Consider the following 16894-nt stretch of genomic DNA (forward strand, 5'->3'; position numbering starts at 1 on the left):
TTCGTTCACTTGCTTCATTCAAATCGACATACTCTTTACTAAGGTTTATAAGGTTAGACATTATGGGTGATTTAGGGCGCGTGCCAGTTGGAATCGTGGGAGCGTCAGGATATGGAGGAGTCCAACTTGTTCGCCTTCTGTTAGAGCATCCAAATGTCAAGCTGACCTATCTGGGTGGTGAAAGCAGTGCAGGAAAACCGTTTGCCGATATTTATCCCCATTTAAACTTCGCCACTAATTTAGTGATTGAGGCAATTGATCTTGACCAGATCGGCGATCGCTGCGAAGTGGTATTTTTGTCGCTCCCAAACGGGTTAGCTCACCAGATTGCACCCACGCTGTTGCAGAAGGGGTGCCGGGTGCTGGATTTGTCTGCGGATTATCGTTTTGCTGATCTGCAAATTTATAGGGACTGGTATGGGGGCGATCGCACGGATCACGATGTTGCTGCAAGAGCCGTTTATGGCTTACCAGAACTCTATCGCGATCGCATTGCCGAAGCACAACTGGTGGGTTGTGCAGGTTGCCATTGCACGGCCAGTTTGCTCGCCCTCTCTCCATTGCTCAAGCAGGGGTTAATTATTCCTGAAACCGCCATCATTGATAGCAAGACGGGCACTTCAGGCGGTGGACGGCAAGCTAAAACCAATATGTTGCTGGCGGAGGCAGACCAATCTCTGGGGGCTTATAACGTGGCACGCCATCGCCATACTCCTGAGATTGAGCAGGTCTGTAGTGACCTGGCCGGGCATGAGGTTATGGTGCAATTCACGCCACATCTGGTGCCTATGGTGAGGGGTATCCTGGCTACGGTCTATGCCACAATGCGCGATCCGGGGTTAGTTCGAGATGATTTGTTAACCATTTATCAGGCTTTTTATCGCACCTCTCCCTGGGTCAAAGTTCTGCCCAGCGGCATTTATCCTCAAACAAAATGGGCAACTGGAACCAATCTCTGTTATATCGGCTTGGAGGTTGATCCCCGAACAGGTCGAGTGATCGCAATGTCGGCGATCGACAACTTAATGAAAGGGCAGGCGAGTCAAGCCATTCAGTGTCTCAATTTGATGATGGGATGGGGCGAAACGTTGGGACTACCCCAATTGAGTTTTTATCCATAGCTTTGAGACATTATTCACCTGAGTAACCTCCGTCAAGATTAACCTGAGTCAAGTACTTGATACCCCTACCTAAAATTAGGGGTAATTTTGCCTGATTTCACTGCTTTTTTCATCGCTGTAACGACAGAACCTGTAGTTGCAAAAAGATTGAAATTTGCTTCTCAGGAGATATTTCACTGGGGAGAGGCAGCGGAAGTAGGAGCGACCTAAGCTTAAAAACTAGTTCAGAATTAGTCTTTACGGAGTCGAACCTTATGAAATCTTCCCTTAAGCTATTGATTGGCTTAGCCAGTGCTGTGAGTTTTGTTGTTGGAGCAGGTTTTTCTGCTTCTGCTCAAACCAGCTCTGTTGACTCGCTTGGCAACCAAGCCCCTGGTAGCGGTTCCAGCTCCGGTTCAGTCAATAGTCCTTCCAACATGGGTGACACTACTCCTCCTCGGACTGACCGCCTGGGTAATACTCCTGGTACAACAAACGACCCTTCCTACAACCAACAGCCCAGCAACCAACAGCCCAACAACCAACCCTCCAACAACCAGCCTTTTAACAACCAACCTTTCAACAGCCAGCGCGTATCGCCTCAAGCTCAAATCGAGGTTCCTAGCTCTGCTGGTGATATGAGCATTGATCAGATCGTTAGCGAAAGTTCTTCTTTTGAATTGTTTAATGCTCTGTTGCGAGTTGCCAACATCGAAGATGAAGGATTAGTTCAGATGTTGGGTGGTGAAGAAGGTTCTTATGTAGTTTATGCTCCTACCGATGAAGCATTTGCTGCACTGCCTCCTGAAGCCATTAAGACTCTGGTACAACCCGAAAACCGGGACTTGTTGGTAGAGTTGCTGTCTTACCACATCGTGCCTGAAGACAATGCGTTTGAAGGTATCCAAGCATCTACTGAAGGTGAGGCTTCTGAAAATGCTGAGCAAGCAGCTCCCGCAGTCGGTGAAGTTGATTCACCTTCCCAGCTTTCAGATTCAACCAGTTCACTCAGCAGTGGCTCAAGCGACTTCCCCAGAATGCGAACCGATCGCACTAGCGGTGGCATGATGGTGAACGAAGCACGGGTGATTGGCACCAACATCCAGGCAAACAACGGTTCGATCTATCCTGTCGATCGTGTGATTTTGCCTTCTGAGCTTCAGTCTGAACTGGGCGATCTGGGTGTATTGCCTACCACTGGCACCCCCAGCGCAATCAGCCCTAACGAAAGCAGCCCCAGCCCTGGTTTCAGCAGCCCCAGCCAGCGTCCTTTCTAGGGCGATCGCATAAAGGATTGCTAGTCTAGACTAAAAGGCGTAGAGGTTTTGCCTCTGCGTCTTTTGGTTTTGTAGCAGTGGTCAGTGGTTGATGGTCAGTGGTTGATGGTCAATAGTCAATGGTCAGTGGTTAATAGTTAATAGTCAGTGGTTAATAGTCAATGGTCAGTGGTTAATAGTCAATGGTCAATGGTTAATAGTCAATGGTCAATGGTTAATAGTCAATGGTCAGTGGTTAATAGTTAATAGTCAGTGGTTAATAGTCAATGGTCAGTGGTCAATGGTCAAGGTTAGCGGTTTTACTCTCCCAATCCTCCCCTACTCCCCACTCCCCATTCCCTTACAGACGCGATAAATCGCGCTTTTCCCCATTCCCTACTCCTTCAGCCTGATTACGAGATCAGTATTAGAATTAGAAACAGTCCCTAACAGTAGAACCATTCATTGATCTCCCTATGATTGAAGCTTTAGATATCAAACGCGATATCGAACTGTTATCTGCGCGCCTGGGTAAAACCCAGGACTATCTTTGACATTCCTGCTCTAACTGCCAAGATTCAAGATTTAGAACAAGTTGCAGCACAACCCCAGTTTTGGGAGGATCAGGCGATCGCCCAAAAGACGATGCAGGAGTTGAACGATCTCAAGTCGCACCTCGACCAACTTCGACAGTGGCAGAGCAATCTGGAGGACGCCAAAGCCATTCTAGAATTGCTAGAGCTTGAGTCAGATGAGGCTTTGCTTGAGGAGGCACAAACCAATCTCAACCATTTGAGCCGCGAACTCGACCAGTGGGAGCTTCAGCAGTTGCTATCGGGTCCCTACGACCACGATGGTGCGGTGTTAACCATCAACGCGGGGGCAGGGGGCACGGATGCCCAGGATTGGGCAGAGATGCTGCTGAGAATGTACACCCGTTGGGCAGAAGACCACGGATACAAGGTTCATTTAGCCGAAATTTCAGAGGGAGATGAGGCGGGTGTGAAGTCCGCCACGCTCGAAGTTGAGGGTCGCTATGCCTATGGCTATCTAAAAGCTGAGAAGGGAACCCATCGCCTTGTACGAATTTCTCCGTTTAACGCCAATGGCAAGCGACAGACGAGCTTTGCTGGGGTTGAGGTGATGCCCATTCTGGATAAGTCGGTGGAGTTAGACATCCCCGAAAAGGATCTGGAAATTACAACCTCGCGTGCGGGTGGTAAAGGCGGACAAAACGTCAACAAAGTAGAAACGGCGGTGCGGATCGTCCACATCCCCACGGGGTTGGCGGTGCGTTGTACGCAGGAGCGATCGCAGCTTCAGAACAAAGAAAAGGCACTTGCTATTCTCAAAGCCAAGCTGTTGATCATTGCCCAGGAGCAGCGGGCAAAAGAGATCGCCGATATTCGGGGTGACATGGTAGAAGCCGCCTGGGGTAACCAGATCCGCAACTATGTATTCCACCCCTATCAGTTGGTTAAAGACCTGCGGACAAACGTCGAAACAACCGCGATCGCCGATGTTATGAATGGGGATCTCGATCCCTTCATCCAATCCTATCTGCGTCAAGAAAATCAACTCGTTGAAACTGCCAGCGTTTAGTAATGCCTGGTGTCCTAACACAAGTTTGGTAACACAGCACTAGGGCTTACGGACTTGAAGCCTAAGCCTTTGATCTTTCCTTGCCTCCCTCGAAAATAATCTTCCTATGAGCAACCAACCTGCCGAATCTCAACTCCCTACAACAGAACCACAACCAGCTGATCCCAATTCTCCACTCCCTACCCAGAACTCCGAACCCCAGCCCAGTTACGTCAAGCTAGCTATGCGCAATATGGTTCGCAAGCGAGGTAAGTCGCTGTATCACTTCACCCTAACGACAGTGGGGTTGTTGGCAGTGCTGGTGGGGTTAGCGTATCTCACTCGTTAATATGACTATCATCCCCGAAACTCCTGTACAGGTTGAGGTTAACGTACAGGACTATTTTTCTGAGGAGTCCACACCCCTCATTGCGATCGCCACCTGGGAAGGGTGGTTTCAACGGTGGCTCGACCAGCTTAAGCCTGATTTCTCGCCTCACAATCAATACGAGTTGAGTTTGCGGCTCACCGATGATGCTGAGATTCAAACCTTCAACGCACAATATCGCCAGATTGACAAACCAACCGATGTACTGGCGTTTGCTGCGCTGGAGACAGACTACCCAGAACTGGATGAGCTAGATGCCTCTCCGCTGTATCTGGGGGACATTGTGATCTCGGTGGAGACGGCACAGCAGCAGGCGATCGCCCAACACCACTCACTTCAACAAGAATTAGCGTGGTTAGCCGCGCATGGGTTGCTTCATCTACTCGGTTGGGATCACCCCGACGATGACAGTCTGGCACAAATGTTGCAACAACAAGCCAGTTTGCTGGAGACAGTTGGCTTGGAGAGCGAGTAAGATAGGGCAGCTTGACTCAATCCAACAATAATTTGTCGGAAATATAATGCAAAAAAAATTAATCTTGGCAATGTTGGTTGTAACATAGGTTAGCTCGTACCGTTTGATTGGCGTTGATTACGGATGCCCACCTCACCTTTGACTTTTACAAGTTGAGTAGCCGTCTTTGTAGATGCCAATTCCCTGCTTGTCGCGCTGTAATCGTTACTCTCCACGTTGCTTTTGGCTATGCCTCCAGAACTTTCAACAGAGACACCCCCTCGCCCGACGAAGCTACTGCAACCCAATCGTGAATACGCATGGCGAGTAGCAACCAGTCTTGCTATCAGTTTTAAATATGCCTGGGCAGGCGTTCAGTATGCCTTTCAAACTCAACGCAATTTTCGCATTCATGTCGTAGTAGGCACCCTGGCGATCGCTTTGGGAATCTTCCTCCAACTCACCCGCGTTGAAATTGCTATCATCGGCTTAACGATTGGTGCGGTGCTAACGATGGAGCTACTCAACACAGCACTTGAATCGGTGGTCGATCTGACCGTTAAGCAGACCTATCACGACCTTGCAAAAATTGCTAAAGACTGCGCCGCAGGGGCGGTTTTGATTTCGGCTCTAGCCGCAGTGCTGGTGGCTGGTTCGTTGTTGTTGCCCCCGTTGGTCACACTGTTGATAGCAACTTTTGGGATATAGCCATTATGATTCTCGTTATCGATAACTACGACAGCTTCACGTATAACCTGGTGCAGTATTTAGGCGAGTTGGGGCGTGAGTTGCCCGTTGCAGGAGACATTCGCGTTTATCGCAATGATCAAATCACACTGGATGATATCCGCCAGATGAAACCAGATGGCATTGTGATTTCCCCCGGTCCCGGTCGTCCCGAAGAGGCAGGCATCTCTACGACTGTGATTGAGGCTCTTGGCACGACAACACCTGTTTTGGGAGTTTGTTTGGGACATCAGGGGATTGGGCATGTGTTTGGTGGCAAGATTACCTCGGCACCCGAGTTGATGCATGGCAAAACCTCCCAGATCCATCACAACGGTGAAGGAGTATTTGCTGGACTCGATACTCCGATTACGGCGACTCGTTATCACAGCCTGGTGATCGATCGCGAGACATGCCCAGCGGTGCTTGAAATTACAGCCTGGGTAGATGACGGCACGATTATGGCAGTGCGCCATCGCGACTATCCCCATGTCCAGGGGGTGCAGTTTCATCCAGAAAGCATTTTTACCAATTTGGGTAAGTCGTTGCTGAAAAACTTTTTGCTCACCATTAGCGATCGCACCTTGGCATCCGTTGCTTAACCAACCAGAGGGCTGAGTGCTGGTAAGCTATAGATTGCAAATTGATTGACGACACACTTGCGGAACCTTTGGAGCAGTCTGAGGGTCACAGTTGGATTTGCGATCGCGGTTGAGGAGATTATGAAACGACGACAGTTTATTCGGTACGCTGGGGCGGGTCTGTTAGCAAGCACAGGGCTTGGCACTGTTGCCTCGCAAACGGCTCAGGCTCAGAGTGGTAGCTCGGTTTCGATTCAATGGCTGGGGCATACCTGCTTCTTGTTTACAGGCGACGGACGGCGCATTCTGGTCAATCCCTTCCGCACGATTGGTTGCACCGCTGGCTATCGCACTCCTAACGTTGCGGCTGATTTAGTCATGATCAGCAGTCGTCTGTTTGATGAAGGCGTGACCGAAGGGTTACCGGGCAATCCCAGAGTCCTGGCAGAACCCGGAGTCTATGAGTATCGGGGATTGCAAATCCAGGGCATTCGCATGGATCACGATCGCATCGGTGGGCGGCGATTTGGACAAAATGTGGCATGGCGATGGACTCAGGGAGGGTTGACCATCCTGCATTTGGGAGGTGCGGCGTCTCCTATTACCGTTGAGCAACAAATTCTCATGGGTCGTCCCGATGTGGTGCTGGTTCCGGTTGGGGGTGGACCAAAAGCCTACACGCCACAAGAAGCCCGACAAGCGATTCAATCGCTGAATCCCAGAATTGTGATTCCCACTCACTATCGCACCCAAGCAGCGGATGCCAATGCCTGCGATATCGGGTCGTTGGATGAGTTCCTGGCACTCCTGCCCGACTCCCCCGTGCGGCGGAATGGCGATTCAGTATCGTTGCGACGAGCCGACCTGCCCGAAACAGGCTCGAAGATTGAAATTTTTAGCTACAGGTTTTAACGTAGGCTGTAAGCCGTTTATTCCCTCTCTAATTTCACTATGCACACCGAGTATGCTCAACGTCGTGAAACCCTGATGTCAAAGATTGGCAAGGGAACAGCGATCTTTCGCAGTGCCCCAATGGCAGTCATGCACAACGATGTTGAGTACAACTTTCGGCAGGATAGTGACTTCTTTTATCTGACAGGGTTTAACGAACCCAGTGCGGTGGCGGTGCTGGCTCCGCACCATGAAGAACATCGCTTCATTCTGTTTGTGCAACCCAAAGACCCCGAACGGGAAACCTGGACGGGCTATCGGGTCGGTGTGGAGGCAGCCAAAGAGCAGTTTGGAGCAGATGTGGTCTATCCCATTGGCGAACTGGATGAGAAACTGCCGCAATACCTCGAAAAAGCCGATCGCATCTTTTATCGATTGGGGCGCGATCGCTCCTTTAATGACACGGTTTTGCGACACTGGCAGCAGTTGATGCGGACTTATCCCAAACGCGGAACAGGTCCCGTTGCGCTGGAAGATCCCGCCCCAACGCTGCACGCCCTGCGTCAGATCAAAAGTGCCAGTGAACTGGAACTGATGCGAACCGCAGCGGCGATCGCCGTTGATGCTCACAATCGAGCGCGAGCCTTTGCCCAACCCGGACGATACGAGTACGAGGTGCAAGCGGAGATCGAGCACACCTTCCGCTTGCGAGGAGCCTCTGGACCTGCCTATCCCTCGATCGTCGCATCAGGAGCCAATGCCTGCATCCTGCACTACACCGAAAATACGCGGCAAATGCAGGCGAATGAGTTGCTGCTAATCGATGCCGGATGCGCCTATGGCTACTACAACTCCGACATCACCCGCACCTTTCCGGTGAGTGGTCGCTTTACCGCTGAGCAAAAAGCGTTGTATGAGATTGTGCTAGAAGCCCAATTGCAGGCGATCGCCCAGGTGCATCCCGGCAACCCCTATAGCCAGATCCATGAGACGGCAGTGCGCGTCATCGTCGAGGGATTGCTGGATCTGGGACTGTTGCAGGGCGACATCGAAGAGATTATCAAGGAAGAAAAATACAAGCCCTTTTACATGCACAAAACCGGGCACTGGTTAGGCTTGGATGTTCACGATGTCGGTATCTATCAACACGGAGAAACAGCCCACACCCTGGAACCAGGGCAGATTACCACGGTTGAACCCGGCATCTATATTGCCCCAGACATTAAGCCTGCTGAGGGACAACCCGAAGTTGATGCTCGTTGGCGTGGCATCGGCATTCGGATCGAAGATGACCTGTTGGTGACATCGACCGGGCATGAAAATTTAACTGATGCTGTTCCTAAGGCGATCGCCGACCTGGAACACCAGGGTGTGTAGAAGTGCTAAGGACTGAGTGCTGAGTGCTGAGTGCTGAGAGGCGAAAACTTAGTACTGCTTTCATAGATAGGGTTTGGAAATAAAACCAGGGGGGTGTGGGGGCTGCGCCCCAAACCAGGGGTTCCACCCCTGCACCCCAAATTCCCACCCTTATTTACGACAAGTTGTACTTAGTCCTCAGAATCGTGGATGAGATATCCTGGAAGTTGGGTTTCACACTTCAATCCAACGCTTCCACAAATGTTGAGGTTTGCAGACTCAAGCCAACCTACAAAAGCTGAGGGTAGCCATTACCGCTCGATAAAAGCCAGCAACCAAGCAAGCTGTCAGTGCGATCGCCCGAATTGTGCTATTTAGGTAGCACGTTGCAATCGATGAAAGCTCAATACCCCACGCATTCCTTCCCAAAAGCAGTAAACAAATGGCAATAGTAGAACCAACGTGACGATGAGTTGAATAGTAGCATCCTCTCTTCGAGTGAAGGGATTGCTTATTGCCAAAAAAAATATAACAAGTTGAGTTAAAACATTAGTGATGCCCAGGAAAAACAAAACGAGCGCGGCGGTCGATCGCTTCTGGTAAACGCCGAACGTTAGCCCAAATAATAGAGCGACCATTAAGACTGACGTGATATCAGTAGGGTCTAGGCTCAATCTAGAAAATATTGCAAGCGTCCCAAGCAAGCTGTAAACCAAACCTGCAATCCATCCGGTCTTAATTGCCCTTCTGGCACGACTCATGTCTGAAAAGTAGAAACGCATATGCAGCACAATCCTAGACAGAATCTGTTGTTAGCATCAGCTTACTATTAAGACTCAACGTTGATCACTCTAACCCTCTTCTGTCACTCTCTTCGTAAACACATCTCATACAGACCTCGTTTCCAAGCTCCTGCTTGGAAATGGAGTGACGGAGGCTCTGCCTCCTAAAGCAACGGTTGGAGGCAGAGCCTCCATGCGTACATTCCTAGCTAGAAGTTGGAAGGCTTTCGGAAAAATACTCTCCATCCAACGTGATGAAAGAGGGCTAAATTTAGCGATCGCATTACAGGGGGCGAGTTCACCTTAGAGGGACAAGCCAATCAGAGTGCCATTCAAAAATCTCAAGAGGGTTATCACCACTATCCACATATCTCCTTTCACAAACGGGCACTCTATCGGTAATAGCGTCTCAACTGAGCGATTCTGCTTACCGATATATGCAATTTCGATGGTCAAAATGTCTGAATCGGCTTTCGCTGCAAACGGTTCTCATTGTTCCATTTGTAGTGCAGGTCATTGCTGTTGTTGGAGTAGTGGGCTATCTCTCCTTCAAGAACGGACAATCGGCTGTCAATAACCTGGCATCACAACTCCGTCGAGAACTGACCGCCCGTATTCTTCAGCAATTACAAGCGACGGTAGAACGTCCCCATGTGATTAACCAGATCAATGCAAACTCACTCTTGCAAAATGATCTCAATATTTTGACAGGTCAGGGAGAATATCAGCTCTGGCAACAGGCAAAGGTTTTTCCATCGACTAACCTGATCTATTGCGGCAGTGAAGAAGATGGTGCATTTTTAGGGGTGGGGCGATCGGACGGAGGAATTGGGGATGCTTTGATTGTGCAGACGTCAAACGCCAGTACCGATTATTACTTTCGCTATTACGACATTGACCCAACCGGACGACGGGGATTGCTCCGCAGCAAAGGCAACCGCAGATATGATCCGCGATCGCGCCCCTGGTATCGAGCAGCAGAAGCTATAGGCAAACCGACCTGGAGTGAGGTCTACCTCGACTTTGATGTAATGTTGCCGACCATAACAGCGGCTATTCCGGTTTATAACCGTGAAAATGGGCAACTCTCGGCGGTGTGTGCGACCGATATTATTCTGTCGGAAGAACTCAATCACTTCTTGAGAAACCTGGAGATTGGTCAATCTGGAATCGCCTTCATTGCTGAACCGGATAGCTCGTTGATTGCCAGTTCGACCATTGAACCGATCACGCTGGGCAGAGGCGAAAATACTGAGTTACTGCCCGGTAATCAGAGCAGTAATCCCTTAATTCGTGCGGCAACTCACTATCTAAGCGATCGCTTTGGTGGCTTTAGCAATATCTCAACGACTCAAGCAACCTTTATGTTGGAGGATAAACGGCAATTTTTAGAAGTTGTCCGGTTTAACGATGGACATGGGTTGGATTGGATTGTCGTTCTCGTCATCCCCGAAAGCGATTTCATGGAGCAAATTCATGAAAATACGCGAATGACCCTTTTGTCGTGTGTTGTCGCTTTGCTCGTTGCAATTTTGATTGGACTCATCACAACTCAATGGCTCACCCGTCCTCTGCTGCAACTCAACACCACTGCCAAGGAGATCGCTCAGGGCAAATGGGAAAAAGTAGTTGAACTGGAGCGCACCGATGAGATCGGGGAGTTATCCCGTGCTTTTGCCAGTATGGTTTATCAACTGAGAGCAGCGTTTACAAACCTGGAAGAACGGGTTGAAGAACGAACGACCGAGCTAATTCGGTTAAATCAGGAATTGCACCGTCTCGCTCAAGTCGATGGCTTGACCCAGATTGCCAATCGGCGACAGTTTGACGTTTATCTCGATAAGGAATGGCAACGATCCATTCGAGAACAGCAACCACTGACGTTGATATTGTGTGATGTTGACTATTTCAAACGATATAACGATACCTATGGGCACCAAGCGGGCGATCGCTGCCTTCAAAAAATTGCCCATATGCTGACTCAGACTGTTAAGCGTCCGGCGGATTTGGTAGCTCGCTATGGCGGTGAGGAATTTGCCATTATCCTGCCCAACACGGATGAAAACGGAGCGATCTATGTCGCTCACAAGATTCAGATGGCTCTGCAAGCACTACAAATCCCACACCAGTCATCTGAGAAGGGCTACATCACGATCAGCATGGGTATGGCTACGATGACACCTATCACAGGTGAAATTTATCAATCCCTGATTTTATCGGCAGATCGCGCTTTGTATTTGGCGAAAGCTGAGGGGCGAGATCAGTTTTGTATTGGTAAGCACGAGGAGGGGTAGAGGGGGAGCAATGCAGATGATTGAGCAGGGCGATTGAGTTAACTATCTTCTGCGTTATGCTCTCAAAATAGATCGCGAAGTATAGCCGTAGCCACATTCGATGGGGCGGAGGCGAGTCAGGAAGCTTTCCCAGGATCCGGGCTTGAGCCATTGCCTGAAGCTTTCTGACCAAAGCTATATTTTGAATCGTTAACGTCAGTTCGGTTTAAGAGCCCGGCGAATGAATTCGCGGCTATCAGAGCGAAGTCCACCGATGCGGACTCCGGAAAATGCAGGATTTAACGAACCAACACAGGTTGTTTTGCTCCGATAGCAGCGGTTCTAACCGCCGAAATCCTTATCCCGAATTCACGTAATCGTTAAGTTTTACAAGATAAACCCTAGCTTATTATCGCGAGAGGGATGTGTTTCTCCTGAAATCTCGGTAGAATCTCTGATAATTCTTTGGTTTAAGCGATCGCACTGTTAATGCTGATCCAGTTGCCGAATCAGCTTTTTCAGGGGTAAGGCATGGAGTGTCTAATCGAGGCTGTAACCTCAACTTCTGACTGATCCTTGCCAGGATTAAGCAATATTAATGTGCATATCTAACACTTATGACCTGGAGCGGGTGGGACTAAAGTATGCAGAGTCTAGCACTTCCTTCAATGCAGGCGGAGCAGTTTCGCCAGCTTCAGAACCAGTTGCGCGATCGCTGGCAGAGCATTGATCAGTTTGACACAGCGGCATATGACGTATTGGTAGTCCCCTCGCTTAGTCTCGATCAGCGAGAGTTGCACAAGGTCACTGGCATTCACCACTACGAAGAACGGTTATTGTTCTCGCTGATTCGGTTACGAAACCCTAACACGCGGATTATCTACGTTACATCACAACCAATTCACCCCAGTGTCATTGATTACTATTTGCAGTTGTTGCCAGGGGTGCCAATCTCCCATGCCCGTAATCGGTTGCTGCTACTGTGTACCTACGATTCGTCGCTCAAGCCCCTGACTCAAAAGATTCTGGAGCGTCCTCGGCTGATGGCTCGAATTCGGCAGGTCATGCGCTGCGACAACTCCTACATTACGTGTTTTAACTCGACTCATTTAGAACGGGATCTGTCATTGCAACTCGGCATTCCTTTGTTAGCCCTTGATCCCGATTTACTCTACTGGGGCACCAAAAGCGGTAGCCGAGAGATTTTTCAGGAGTCAGAAACTCCCCATCCCGATGGCAGCGATCTGGTGCAAAGTCCCACTGATTTAGCCGCAGTCGCCGCTGACCTGTGGGAGCGACAACCCACCCTGCAACGGATGGTGATCAAGCTGAATGAGGGCTTTTCGGGACAGGGCAATGCCCTACTCGATTTGCGATCGCTCCAATCTGTAGCTCCAGGTCATGCCTCAACTGCTGCTCGTACAGAAGCACTACACCAACACTTTCAAAACCTCAGCTTCCAGAGCCGCACGGAAACTTGGGACAACTTCAGCAGCAAAATCCCAGAACTGGGTGCGATCGCCGAAGCCTTTCTGGAAGGGGAAGAAAAGCGATCGCCCAGTGTGCAATGCCGCATTACTCCCCATGGCAAGGTAGAAATTCTCTCGACCCACGACCAGATTTTAGGCGGTCCCGATGGGCAAATCTTTTTGGGATGCCGTTTCCCAGCAGATGAGGTCTATCGTATGCGGTTACAGGATTACGGTTATCGGGTTGGCAAAGTGTTAGCCGAGAAAGGGGCACTTGAGCGATTTAGTGTAGACTTTTTGGCGATCCCTAACCCCGATGCGGAAGGGGGTTGGGAGTTACAGGCGATCGAAATTAACCTGCGAAAGGGCGGCACGACCCATCCCTTTATGGCACTCAAACTGCTCACTCAAGGCTACTACGATCTCGACACAGGGCTGTTTTATAGCCAGAAGGGCAATCCCAAATATTACGTCGCGACTGATAACTTACAGAGCGATCGCTACATTGGGCTACTTCCCGATGACCTGATGGACATCGTGGCTCACCATCGTCTCCATTTCAATAGTGTCAGCGAGACGGGCAACGCATTTCACCTGATTGGCTGTCTGTCGGAGTTTGGTAAGGTAGGGTTGACCAGTATCGGCAACTCACCCCTGCAAGCCGAGGAGCTATATAACCAGGTCGTTCAAGCGTTAGACGATGAAACGCAGGAGCAGGGAAATTCTTCAATAGCGTTAACGCCACCTTTAACCTGGGGTAATGGGCAGTACTGAGTACTGTGATTCACAGATAGGGTTTGGAAATAAAACCAGGGGGGTATGGGGGCTTTGCCCCAGCCTGGGGTTCCACCCCTGCACCCCGAATTCCCACCCCTATTTACGACGAGTTGTACTGAGGATTAATGCAATTTTTGTGGAGGGGTTGACATGGCTAAACCCCTCCACAAAGTCGCTCATGTTATAGCAACCCTAAATGATTTGTGAAAGTGCCCGCCCGTCGGGCGGGCACTTTCACAAATCACCTTTTTCACAAATCAGATAGGACTGCTATATTGAACGTCAATTCGGGTTAAGCATCTGGCGAATCAATTCGCGAGCGACTGGATAGCTGCGGTTTCAACCGCCAAACCCCTTATCCCGAACTCACGTTTTGTGGGTGCTGGCTTCTGCCCTAATAGCTGATCTCAGCAGGAAGTGGAGCGTCTTGCCATTCCGAGGATTTTGCCAGCTTGTTGGCTACGGTCACAAGCCCCTTAAAGAGTGGGTGAGGCTTGTCAGGACGAGACTGAAGCTCTGGATGAAACTGAGTCGCAATAAAAAATGGATGGTTTGGCAGTTCAATAATCTCTACCAAACGACCATCTGGCGAAAGCCCACTAATGACGTAGCCCGACTCAATAAAGAGGTTGCGATAGGCGTTGTTAAATTCATAACGGTGACGATGCCGCTCGTAAATTACCTCTTCTTGATAAAGCCGTTCGGCTAACGTATTGGGGGTGATCCGACAGGGATACAAACCCAACCGCATCGTACCACCCAAATCAACAACATCTTGCTGTTCTGGCAGGAGGTTGATCACCGGGTTTGTACAATCCGGATCAAACTCGGCACTGTCTGCATTATCCAGTTGAGCGACATGGCGTGCCCATTCAATCACTGAACATTGCATCCCCAAACATAGCCCCAGGAAGGGAATTTGGCGATCGCGTGCATACTGAATTGCAGTAATCTTGCCATCAATACCTCGATGACCAAAACCACCCGGCACAACAATGCCATGAACCCCATTGAGATAATGGTCAACCGTGTGAGGTTTGATCTCTTCAGAGTTAATCCAGCGAATATTGATCTCTGTTTCCGCTGCAATCCCCGCATGGCGTAGTGACTCCACGACCGACAGATAAGCATCACTCAAGCGCACATACTTACCCACAATGGCAATTTCAAGCGAGGTTGTTGGGCGATAGAGCCGATCAACCAGTGTCTTCCATTGCTCCAGGTCAGGTTGTCGCTGAGGTAATTGCAACAACTCTAGAGCTTGATATGCCAATCCTTCCTCCTCTAACTTCAGAGGCACTTCATAAATGCTGGCAGCATCTTGAGCCGTAATCACACACTCAACGGGCACATCACAAAAGCCAGAGAGTTTTTCCTTTAACCCCGGCAGAATGGGGCGATCACACCGACAAATCAGCAAATCAGGTTGAATCCCAATCGATCGCAATTCCTTTACTGAGTGCTGCGTGGGCTTAGTTTTCATTTCCCCTGCTGAAGGAATCCACGGCAACAACGTCACATGCATGTAGATGACATTCTTGCGACCGACCTCTTTGCGAAACTGCCGAATGGCTTCCAGAAAAGGTAACGACTCAATATCACCAACCGTGCCACCAATTTCGATAATGACGACATCGGGATTCGTGTTTCTTGCAACCCGCAAGATCCGCTCCTTAATCTCATTGGTGATATGCGGAATAACTTGAACCGTTCCTCCGTTATAGTCGCCCCGACGCTCTTTATTAATGACCGCCTGATAAATAGAGCCAGTGGTGACACTATTGAGCCGCGACATTGAGGTATTGGTAAATCGTTCATAATGCCCCAGGTCTAAATCCGTCTCAGCCCCGTCTTCAGTGACAAACACTTCACCATGCTGAAACGGACTCATCGTACCCGGATCAACGTTAATGTAAGGGTCAAGCTTGAGTATTGAGACAGAATAATCGCGCGACTTTAACAACCGTCCTAAGCTCGCTGCTACGATCCCCTTACCGATGCTAGAGACTACACCACCTGTCACAAATACAAACTTATTCATAGAAACAAAAAGTCCGATCGCCCAGACCCAAATGCAACCCATTCATTGTGGCATAAGGACTCGCTACCGCCATCAAACAATTCTGTTTTCTTCGTCGTTTGTTGTTTTGTGCGTAAATTCCACTTAGGAGATTTCTGAGAAAAAATCTACCAATCGGTTTCCGGTAGGAGCGTTTCGCGAAACGCCCTTACAGATATTTTGGTTTCTGGAAATCTCCTTAAAGCAAGCAGATGAGTAGGACGAAGCCAAGGATGCCAAGAGCAGATTCGGCAAATAGGGCAAATTCAGAGCAAGAGTTGCTGCGTTCCATAGGACACCTCCTGGGGCTTATGGGTCTATCATCCAAAACTTTTCAGGGTTTAGGGGTGATACCCAGCGCAAAACCAGGTGATGTTAGCACCCTGTTGAAGTGATGGAGTAACCACAAAACAGTGATTTACGTCACCTATGAGTGAACGTCAATTCGGGTTAAGCACCTGGCGGTTATTGATAGTTAACAATGCGGGCAAAACCCTCCGGCGAGAGGCTAGCTCCACCAACTAAAGCTCCATTAATTTCGGGTTGAGCCATAATCTCATCAATATTTTCTGGTTTGACAGAGCCACCATATTGGATCGGCACCTCTGGGTTGCTCAATTGGCTGCGAATCAACCCAATAATTCGGTTGGCTTCTTTTGCTTCACAGGTATCTCCAGTGCCGATCGCCCAAATCGGTTCATAAGCGATGACCAGGTTACTCTGATCAATATCCACCAAGTCCTGCTTCAGTTGCAGAGTAATCAGGGATTCCGTTTCACCTGCACCGCGCTGTTCTTTGGTTTCGCCCACACAGAGGATGGGGATTAACCCATGTTTTTGTGCCGCTTTGAGCCGGAGGTTGACGGTCTGGTCGGTTTCACCAAAATATTGCCTACGTTCACTATGCCCAATGACGACATATCGCACTCCAACCTCAACTAACATCGGTGCTGAGATCTCGCCTGTATAGGCTCCTGAGTCTTCCCAGTGGACATTTTGGGCACCGATCTTGACCCGACTGCCGTGCAGATTCTTAGACAAGACGCCCAACGCTGTAAAGGGAACACATAATACAATCTCCCGGTCGTCAGGGGTGTCGTTCAGGTGTCCCAAAAATCCTTGTAGAAACTCAAGCGTCTCTGCTTGAGTTTTAAACATTTTCCAGTTACCAGCGATGACAGTTTTGCTCACAAGTCGATGA

At 49.6% G+C, this 16894-nt stretch carries 13 protein-coding genes; 11 read left to right on the forward strand and 2 right to left on the reverse strand.

The window, feature by feature from the left end; translation table 11 throughout:
• The first annotated feature begins 62 nt into the window (after positions 1-62).
• The 11 genes from argC (at position 63) to H6G89_RS22480 (ending at position 13631) form a co-directional block, all read left to right on the forward strand.
• Complete coding sequence (argC, locus tag H6G89_RS22430; protein ID WP_190510552.1) at positions 63-1121, forward strand: N-acetyl-gamma-glutamyl-phosphate reductase; 1059 nt, start codon at positions 63-65, stop codon at positions 1119-1121.
• 254 nt (positions 1122-1375) lie between these two features.
• Positions 1376-2377 (forward strand): fasciclin domain-containing protein, encoded by a 1002-nt coding sequence (locus H6G89_RS22435; protein WP_190510554.1) that lies wholly within the window; start codon positions 1376-1378, stop codon positions 2375-2377.
• Between the two features lie 455 nt (positions 2378-2832).
• Positions 2833-3958, forward strand: a protein-coding gene (gene prfB, locus H6G89_RS22440; protein WP_199336877.1) for a peptide chain release factor 2 whose coding sequence is annotated in 2 segments (ribosomal slippage) — positions 2833-2907 and positions 2909-3958 — 1125 coding nt in all. Because the reading frame shifts where the segments join, the coding sequence is not laid out codon by codon here.
• A gap of 106 nt (positions 3959-4064) precedes the next feature.
• The gene (locus H6G89_RS22445; RefSeq protein ID WP_190510556.1) at positions 4065-4286 is read left to right on the forward strand and encodes a DUF3285 domain-containing protein; all 222 of its coding nucleotides are present in this window, start codon (positions 4065-4067) and stop codon (positions 4284-4286) included.
• Position 4287: 1 nt separating this feature from the next.
• Positions 4288-4800 (forward strand): rRNA maturation RNase YbeY, encoded by a 513-nt coding sequence (ybeY, locus tag H6G89_RS22450; protein WP_190510558.1) that lies wholly within the window; start codon positions 4288-4290, stop codon positions 4798-4800.
• Positions 4801-5028: 228 nt separating this feature from the next.
• Positions 5029-5487 (forward strand): diacylglycerol kinase family protein, encoded by a 459-nt coding sequence (locus H6G89_RS22455; RefSeq protein WP_190510561.1) that lies wholly within the window; start codon positions 5029-5031, stop codon positions 5485-5487.
• A gap of 5 nt (positions 5488-5492) precedes the next feature.
• Positions 5493-6107: an anthranilate synthase component II gene (locus H6G89_RS22460; RefSeq protein ID WP_190510563.1), complete on the forward strand. Its 615-nt coding sequence runs from the start codon at positions 5493-5495 to the stop codon at positions 6105-6107.
• 120 nt (positions 6108-6227) lie between these two features.
• A complete protein-coding gene (locus H6G89_RS22465; RefSeq protein WP_190510565.1) occupies positions 6228-6998 on the forward strand; it encodes an MBL fold metallo-hydrolase in 771 nt (256 codons plus the stop codon).
• Between the two features lie 39 nt (positions 6999-7037).
• A complete protein-coding gene (locus H6G89_RS22470; RefSeq protein WP_190510585.1) occupies positions 7038-8354 on the forward strand; it encodes an aminopeptidase P N-terminal domain-containing protein in 1317 nt (438 codons plus the stop codon).
• A 1198-nt stretch (positions 8355-9552) separates the two neighbouring features.
• The gene (locus H6G89_RS22475) at positions 9553-11409 is read left to right on the forward strand and encodes a diguanylate cyclase domain-containing protein (RefSeq protein ID WP_190510594.1); all 1857 of its coding nucleotides are present in this window, start codon (positions 9553-9555) and stop codon (positions 11407-11409) included.
• Positions 11410-12032: 623 nt separating this feature from the next.
• Positions 12033-13631, forward strand: a complete 1599-nt coding sequence (locus H6G89_RS22480; RefSeq protein WP_190510596.1) for a peptide ligase PGM1-related protein — start codon at positions 12033-12035, stop codon at positions 13629-13631.
• A gap of 397 nt (positions 13632-14028) precedes the next feature.
• Here the strand turns inward: H6G89_RS22480 and H6G89_RS22485 are convergent, their stop codons facing one another.
• Positions 14029-15675, reverse strand: coding sequence for a CTP synthase (locus H6G89_RS22485; protein WP_190510598.1), 1647 nt, complete (start codon positions 15673-15675; stop codon positions 14029-14031).
• Positions 15676-16158: 483 nt separating this feature from the next.
• Entirely contained in the window at positions 16159-16884 is a 726-nt protein-coding gene (gene tpiA, locus H6G89_RS22490; protein WP_190510600.1) for a triose-phosphate isomerase, read from the reverse strand.
• Positions 16885-16894 lie beyond the last annotated feature (10 nt).

It is taken from the genome of Oscillatoria sp. FACHB-1407 (assembly GCF_014697545.1).
Lineage (GTDB): Bacteria > Cyanobacteriota > Cyanobacteriia > Elainellales > Elainellaceae > FACHB-1407.

Excerpts from the sequence above, each read along its gene's own strand:
- H6G89_RS22485 (WP_190510598.1), bottom strand. The coding sequence starts at position 15,675 with ATGAATAAGTTTGTATTTGTGACAGGTGGTGTAGTCTCTAGCATCGGT.
- H6G89_RS22480 (WP_190510596.1), top strand. The coding sequence starts at position 12,033 with ATGCAGAGTCTAGCACTTCCTTCAATGCAGGCGGAGCAGTTTCGCCAG.
- ybeY (WP_190510558.1), top strand. The coding sequence starts at position 4,288 with ATGACTATCATCCCCGAAACTCCTGTACAGGTTGAGGTTAACGTACAG.
- H6G89_RS22445 (WP_190510556.1), top strand. The coding sequence starts at position 4,065 with ATGAGCAACCAACCTGCCGAATCTCAACTCCCTACAACAGAACCACAA.
- H6G89_RS22455 (WP_190510561.1), top strand. The coding sequence starts at position 5,029 with ATGCCTCCAGAACTTTCAACAGAGACACCCCCTCGCCCGACGAAGCTA.
- H6G89_RS22470 (WP_190510585.1), top strand. The coding sequence starts at position 7,038 with ATGCACACCGAGTATGCTCAACGTCGTGAAACCCTGATGTCAAAGATT.
- H6G89_RS22465 (WP_190510565.1), top strand. The coding sequence starts at position 6,228 with ATGAAACGACGACAGTTTATTCGGTACGCTGGGGCGGGTCTGTTAGCA.
- H6G89_RS22460 (WP_190510563.1), top strand. The coding sequence starts at position 5,493 with ATGATTCTCGTTATCGATAACTACGACAGCTTCACGTATAACCTGGTG.
- argC (WP_190510552.1), top strand. The coding sequence starts at position 63 with ATGGGTGATTTAGGGCGCGTGCCAGTTGGAATCGTGGGAGCGTCAGGA.
- H6G89_RS22435 (WP_190510554.1), top strand. The coding sequence starts at position 1,376 with ATGAAATCTTCCCTTAAGCTATTGATTGGCTTAGCCAGTGCTGTGAGT.
- H6G89_RS22475 (WP_190510594.1), top strand. The coding sequence starts at position 9,553 with ATGCAATTTCGATGGTCAAAATGTCTGAATCGGCTTTCGCTGCAAACG.